8 protein-coding genes are annotated in these 5,723 nt (G+C 67.7%); 4 read left to right on the top strand and 4 right to left on the bottom strand.

Features of this window, described 5'->3' with window-relative positions; all coding sequences use genetic code 11:
* The first annotated feature begins 72 nt into the window (after nt 1–72).
* Nucleotides 73–1,227 carry an IS4 family transposase gene (locus tag AC3XYG_RS15885; RefSeq protein WP_489140818.1) on the top strand — a complete coding sequence of 385 codons (1,155 nt, stop codon included), beginning with the start codon at nt 73–75 and terminating at the stop codon, nt 1,225–1,227.
* 99 nt (nt 1,228–1,326) lie between these two features.
* On the opposite strand, the gene AC3XYG_RS15880 is transcribed toward AC3XYG_RS15885, so the two are convergent.
* Entirely contained in the window at nt 1,327–1,674 is a 348-nt protein-coding gene (locus AC3XYG_RS15880) for a VOC family protein (RefSeq protein WP_489140817.1), read from the bottom strand.
* A 25-nt stretch (nt 1,675–1,699) separates the two neighbouring features.
* A complete protein-coding gene (locus AC3XYG_RS15875; RefSeq protein WP_489140816.1) occupies nt 1,700–2,581 on the bottom strand; it encodes a LysR family transcriptional regulator in 882 nt (293 codons plus the stop codon).
* A gap of 116 nt (nt 2,582–2,697) precedes the next feature.
* Between AC3XYG_RS15875 and AC3XYG_RS15870 the strand changes: the two genes are divergently transcribed.
* On the top strand, nt 2,698–3,330 hold the full coding sequence (locus AC3XYG_RS15870) for a glutathione S-transferase family protein (RefSeq protein WP_489140815.1): 633 nt from the start codon (nt 2,698–2,700) through the stop codon (nt 3,328–3,330).
* A gap of 100 nt (nt 3,331–3,430) precedes the next feature.
* The gene (locus tag AC3XYG_RS15865; RefSeq protein ID WP_489140814.1) at nt 3,431–3,760 is read left to right on the top strand and encodes a DMT family transporter; all 330 of its coding nucleotides are present in this window, start codon (nt 3,431–3,433) and stop codon (nt 3,758–3,760) included.
* A gap of 12 nt (nt 3,761–3,772) precedes the next feature.
* Here AC3XYG_RS15865 and AC3XYG_RS15860 read toward each other — a convergent pair whose 3' ends face one another.
* Nucleotides 3,773–4,039 (bottom strand): DUF1127 domain-containing protein, encoded by a 267-nt coding sequence (locus AC3XYG_RS15860; RefSeq protein WP_489140813.1) that lies wholly within the window; start codon nt 4,037–4,039, stop codon nt 3,773–3,775.
* 207 nt (nt 4,040–4,246) lie between these two features.
* Nucleotides 4,247–4,831 (bottom strand): hypothetical protein, encoded by a 585-nt coding sequence (locus AC3XYG_RS15855; protein ID WP_489140812.1) that lies wholly within the window; start codon nt 4,829–4,831, stop codon nt 4,247–4,249.
* Between the two features lie 199 nt (nt 4,832–5,030).
* Between AC3XYG_RS15855 and AC3XYG_RS15850 the strand changes: the two genes are divergently transcribed.
* Nucleotides 5,031–5,657 carry a DUF4011 domain-containing protein gene (locus AC3XYG_RS15850; RefSeq protein WP_489140811.1) on the top strand — a complete coding sequence of 209 codons (627 nt, stop codon included), beginning with the start codon at nt 5,031–5,033 and terminating at the stop codon, nt 5,655–5,657.
* Nucleotides 5,658–5,723: the final 66 nt, after the last annotated feature.

Raw genomic sequence — 5,723 nt, 5'->3', positions numbered from 1 at the left:
AGGGCGCACGGTGTTGATTCAGCTCGAGTTCAGGACGTTGGCGCGTCACCTGGACACGAACGGAGCAACACCGTGCGGCATCACAATAGCGTGTTCCACGATCTGCTGAAGCGGGTTCCGTGGAGTGAATTTGACCGGTTGGTCGAAGCGCATGAGGCGGATCGTCGGATACGGCGTCTGCCGACCAAGAGCCAATTCATCGCGTTGCTGTATGGCCAGTTGTCCGGTGCGGTGAGCCTGCGGGAGATCGTGTCCGGGCTGGAGAGCCAAGCGGCCCGGCTCTATCATGTCGGCGGCCGTCCGGTACCGCGCTCGACCCTGGCTGATGCCAATGCGCTGCGCCCGAGTGCGGTGTTCGGCAAGCTGTTCGAGGCCATGGTCGGCCAAGCCCGGCGCGGTCTGCGCCGGACGGTGGCCGAAGCCACCTATCTGATCGATGCGACGACACTGCCGCTGAGTGGCTCTGGATCCGACTGGGCCCGGTTCTCGACCCAGGCCTGCGGCGCTAAGCTGCATGTCGTCTATGACCCTGATGCAGACCGGCCGATCTACACAGCGGTGACCGCGGCCCGCGTCAACGACATCACCGCCGCCCACGCCATGCCGATCGAGGCCGGCGCGACCTACGTCTTCGACCTCGGCTACTACGACTACGGCTGGTGGGCGAGGATGGACGCCGCCGGCTGCCGCATCGTCACCCGCTTCAAGTCCAACACGCCCCTGACCGTCACCGCCGAGCTGACGGTGCCCGAAGGCGCTCCCGACATCCTCTCCGACCGGATCGGCCTCTTGCCCCAACGCCAGGCCAAAAGCCGCCGGAACCCCTTCTGCGATCCCGTCCGCCCCGTCCGCGAGGTCTGCATCCGCATCCCCACCGGCAAGGTGCTGCGCCTGTTCTGCAACGACCTCGACGCCTCCGCCCAGGAAATCGCCGATCTCTACAAGCGTCGCTGGGCCATTGAGCTGTTCTTCCGATGGGTCAAGCAGACCCTCAGGATCCGCCACTTCCTCGGCACCTCCGAGAATGCCGTGCGCATCCAGATCGCCGTCGCCCTCATCGCCTTCCTGCTCCTCCGCATGGCTCAGGCCGCTCAGAACACCGTCCGCACACCACTCGCCTTCGCACGGCTCGTCCGCCTCAACCTCATGCATCGCAGACGCATCGATCGCCTGATCGGAGACGGACTCCCATCCCCCTCCGACCCAAGGCAAATCGCTCTCTTCTGATCTCTATCCCTCAACCGGACACCAGTGGTTCAAGTCCGGGCATGACAGTTGTGGGGAAGGCATACAATTCCCCGCAGTGCTTGCGCCGATCCGGCCCGCTCAATGGGCCAGGATGTTGACCAGCCGGCCGAACGGGTCGCGGACATAGAAGCGGCGCACGCCCCAGGGTTCGTCGGCCGGGCCGTACTCGATCGGCAACCCTAGCTCCAGGGCACGGCGGTGGACGGCATCGACGTCGTCGACCTCGATCGACAAATCCGGCACCGGCGTGCCGGAGCCGCCTTCGGTCGCGATGCTGACCTGCGGCGCCATCGATTCCTCCGAGGCGAAGGTCAGGATCCAGCCATGGTCCATGACCAGGCGCAGGCCCAGCAGGTCGCCGTAGAAGGCCTGGGCCTTGCCGACATCGGCGGTCGCGATGTTGGCGATGATCCGCTTCACGGCCATGACTTCTCCTCCCGATCTGTTGGCATCAGCTTGCCACGGCCGGCCGCCGGCCCTCCAGCAGGTCGCGCTGCCGCGCCAGGGCCGCGGTAATGAATTCGGTGAAGGCGCTGACCCGGGCGGTGCGGCGCAGATCCTCATGCGTCAGCACCCACAGCGCGGTGTCGGCGGGGGCGGTCGGCATCGGCACGCGCACCAGCCCGCCGATGGTGTCGCCGAGATAGCAGGGCAGGGCGGCCAGCCCTAGCCCGGCCTGAGTGGCGCGGCACATCCCGACCAGTGAATCCGCCCGCAGCGCGACTGCCGCATCGGGCACCGCCTGGCGCATCCAGCGGGCGACGGCGGTGCCGGCCAGGCTGTCATCGGGCACCACCCAGCCATGGCTCGGGCAACCCACGGCGGCGTAGACGGCGAAGGCGATGCCGGCGACCCGGCGGCCGACCAGGGTCTCCGGCGGGTCCGGCGCGGTCCGGACGGCGACGTCGGCGTCGCGCCGGGTCAAATTGGCCAGCAGGTTGGCGGTGGTGATCTCGATCGCGATGCCGGGATGCAGGTCGCGGAACTGGGCCAGCAGCGGCGGCAGGATCGACCCCATCAGCGTGTCGGCGGTGGCGACCCGCAGGGTGCCGTCCAGGCGAAGATCCTGCCCGGCCAGCCGGCGTTCCAGCGTCTCCACCGTCGCCGCCATGCCGCGGGCGGCGGCCACCAGCTCCTCGCCGCCGGCGGTCAGGGCATAGCCGCCGGGCAGGCGGTCGAACAGCCGTAGGCCGAGCCGCTGCTCGAACCCGCCGATCCGGCGCAGCACCGTGGTGTGGTTGACGCCCAGCCGCCGCGCGGCCGCGGCCAGCGACCCGGTGTCGGCGACCGCCAGCACGGTGTGCAAATCTTCCCAGTCGAGGCGGCCGGCCATGGCGCTGCCTTGTGCGTGGATGCAGGAGATATCTGCAATATCACAGATCGAACTGCATTCTCGCACGGATCATCTGAAGGGGCAGCGGCGGGATGGTCCCGCCCGGGAGACCGCAGATGACACCGATCCAGCTCTACACCTACCAGACGCCGAACGGGCACAAGGCCTCGATCATGCTCGAGGAGACGGGCCTGCCCTATGAGGTGCACGTCATCGACATCGAGACGGGCGACCAGCATGCGCCGGCCTTCCTGGCGCTGAACCCGAACAACAAGATCCCCGTCATCACCGACCCCGACCGCGGCCGCACCGTGTTCGAAAGCGGGGCGATCCTGCCCTACCTCGCCGAACGCTCCGGCAAGCTGCTGCCGGCCGATGCCGACGAAAGGCTGACCGCGCTGCAATGGAGCCTGTTCCAGGCCGCCCATCTCGGCCCGGCGCTGGGCCAGCTGTGGAACTACAAGCTCTTCGTATCGGAGAAGCTCCCCACCGTCATCGGCCGCTTCGAGAAGGAAACGGCGCGCGTGTTCGGGGTGCTGGACGGCGTGCTCGGCCGGCGCAGTCATCTCGCCGGCGAGGCCTATGGCATCGCCGACATCATGAGCTGGCCCTGGATCCATGCCGGGCTGACCAAGATCGGCGTCGATCTCGGCGACCGCCCGAACCTGCGGCGCTGGTACGACGCCATCGCCGCCCGGCCGGCGGTGCAGCGCGGCCTGCGCGTCCCGGCCCTGGCCGATCATCATTGACCGGACGGCCGATCGGAGAATCCTCCATGGAAACGCTCTTCGTCCCGGTCGCGCTGCTGGCCGGCGTCGCCGTCATCAAGCTGGTCTGAGGGAGGCCCGGATGTCGTCTTCGCTCGCCTGGGCGATGCTGGTGCTGTCAGGCATTGCCGATGTGGTCTGGGCGGTGACCACCAAACTGTCCGCCGGCTACAGCCGGATCGGCTGGACGGCAGCGTCGGTGGTCGCGCTGGTGATCTTCCTCGGCCTGCTCACCCAGGCGCTGAAGGTGCTGCCGCTCGGCACCGCCTATGCCGTGTGGACCGGCATCGGCGCCGTCGGCTCGGTCGGGGCCGGGCTGCTGGTCTTCGGTGAAATGCTGGGCCCGGGCCGGTTGGTGGCCATCCTGGTGGTGCTGGGAGGGGTGGCGGCGCTGAAGATCCTGCCGTCGTGAGAGCTGCGGCACTTACCAGAAGCGCGTCTCGGTCTCGTCGCTCTGGATGAAGATGGCGCTGCGGCCGTGGCCGACCTGCCGCAGGCCGATGTCGCGCAGCTGATACTCGGTCAGCTCCGACAGGTGCCTCTGGTCCTGGCGGATACGCCGGGACTGCGCCATCGCGACACCAAGGGCGACGACAGCGGCCCGGATGCGATGGAGGAAGGACCGGGGCCGTGCCGGCAGGCGCAGGACGGCCTGGTCGCGGGAGAGCGGTCGTGTGGTGGGAAACGTCATGGTTTGTCTCCAAACCCCTTCTGCCTCGAAGCGGTCCGGCACCGGCGATGCTTGGCCTCGTGCCGTCCGTCTTCAGGGCGCCAATCTCGCGGCGGCCGGTTGCGCGGCGATGTCGGCGAGGGTGGAGACGGGCTACCGGTGAAACCGTTTTCCAGCCTGGTTTCACGGAACCGTCGCGGTGGTGAAGGGTTGGGCCGGCCGGCCCCGTCACATCCCGCCGCGGGCGCAGATGGCATGGACCAGCCGATCGAGAATCGCGTCGAGGTCGTCGCCGGCCTGCACGATCGGGATCGCCCAGTCGCAGCCCGACAGTGCGAAAAAGCCCTGCCAATCGGGCCAGGCACGAAGTTCCGCCAAGCCATAGGACCGCGACCCGCCCCGTTCGGCATGGCCGCCGCCGATCGACTCGCCCAGGCAGAAGGGGGCGGGATCGAAGGGGTACAGATACACGCCGTAGACGTGATGGGCCGGGTCCTCCGCCGTCGGTGCCCGGTTGTGATAGCCGACCCGCAGCACATGCCGGCGCAGCTGCTCGCCGGACATCGGCGTCGACCCCCGGTACAGCGTGACGGCATCGATCGCCCCGATCCCGGCCCAGCGCACCGCCGCCGCGTCATAGGTCAGGGCCTTGAACATGGCGGGATAGGCGAGGGCGTCGAAGCCCTCCTGCCGATACACCTTTTCGGCTTTGAACAGGCGGAACTCGCCCGCCGCGAACCCACCCGCCGTGAACTCGATCGCCAGCTGCCATTGCTCGTCCGGCACCACCCGGCGGATCGTCGGCACGGTCATCGGACCGCACCCGCCGCATCCGATTCGCCGACGATCGAGCCGGGGCAGGGGGTGTCGTGCATAAGCTCGCCTCGCTTCGATCCCCAAGCCTCGCCGTTCCCTGCAGTGAAGACAAGATGGGCAGCCGCGGTCGATTCAATTTGCTAGACGGGCGTCATCGCCTGGTCGCACGCTCAGGCTGCATTTCAGGGGCGGAATTATGGACGAGACCGCGGACGCTGGGCCGATCGATGTCGCCCCGTCGATTTTCCAGAGCAACCTGCCGCTCGAGACCAAGCTGGAACGTGCCCGGACGGAACTGCTCGACCTCTCGGCGCGCAACCGGCTCCTGAATATCCCGCGATCGTCCAAGAGCGCCAGGACGCTCGAAGTCGTCGACGAGAAATCGACCGAGGTCTTTCGCCTTCTGGTGAAGGACGGCCGGACCTTCACCTTTGTCGCGGGCCGGGCTTCGGAACCGGCTGAACCCCCGCCTGGATCCCAGGTACAGGGCGATGGGGCAGATGCTGCGGATGCCGAAGAGATTGCCGAACTCGCGCAGCCCGACGACGAGACGGTCGATGAACGCGGGGTCCTGAACCGGCATTCGGACACCAGGCTGCAGACGCGCCTGACCTCGAAGGGGCTGCAGAAACGGCTGCTGGATCTCTATTTCGACGCCCGGACGTTGGAGGAAGAGCAGGGCGTCAATATCCTGTTCCTGGCGATCGGCACGCTTAAGTGGATCGATCCGAACAACGCCACGGCCGTGCGCTACGCCCCGCTTGTCCTTGTGCCCGTCGAGCTTGAGCGGGGAATGCGGCGGAGAAGTTCAAGCTTCGCGTGAGACAGGAAGACTTCGCCGCCAACCTTTCCCTCGAGGCCTATCTCGACCGAGTACACGGTCTGAAGG

Source organism: Inquilinus sp., from assembly GCF_057815775.1.
Note: the sequence above shows the minus strand (reverse complement) of the source record. Positions and strands in the feature narration are given on the sequence as shown.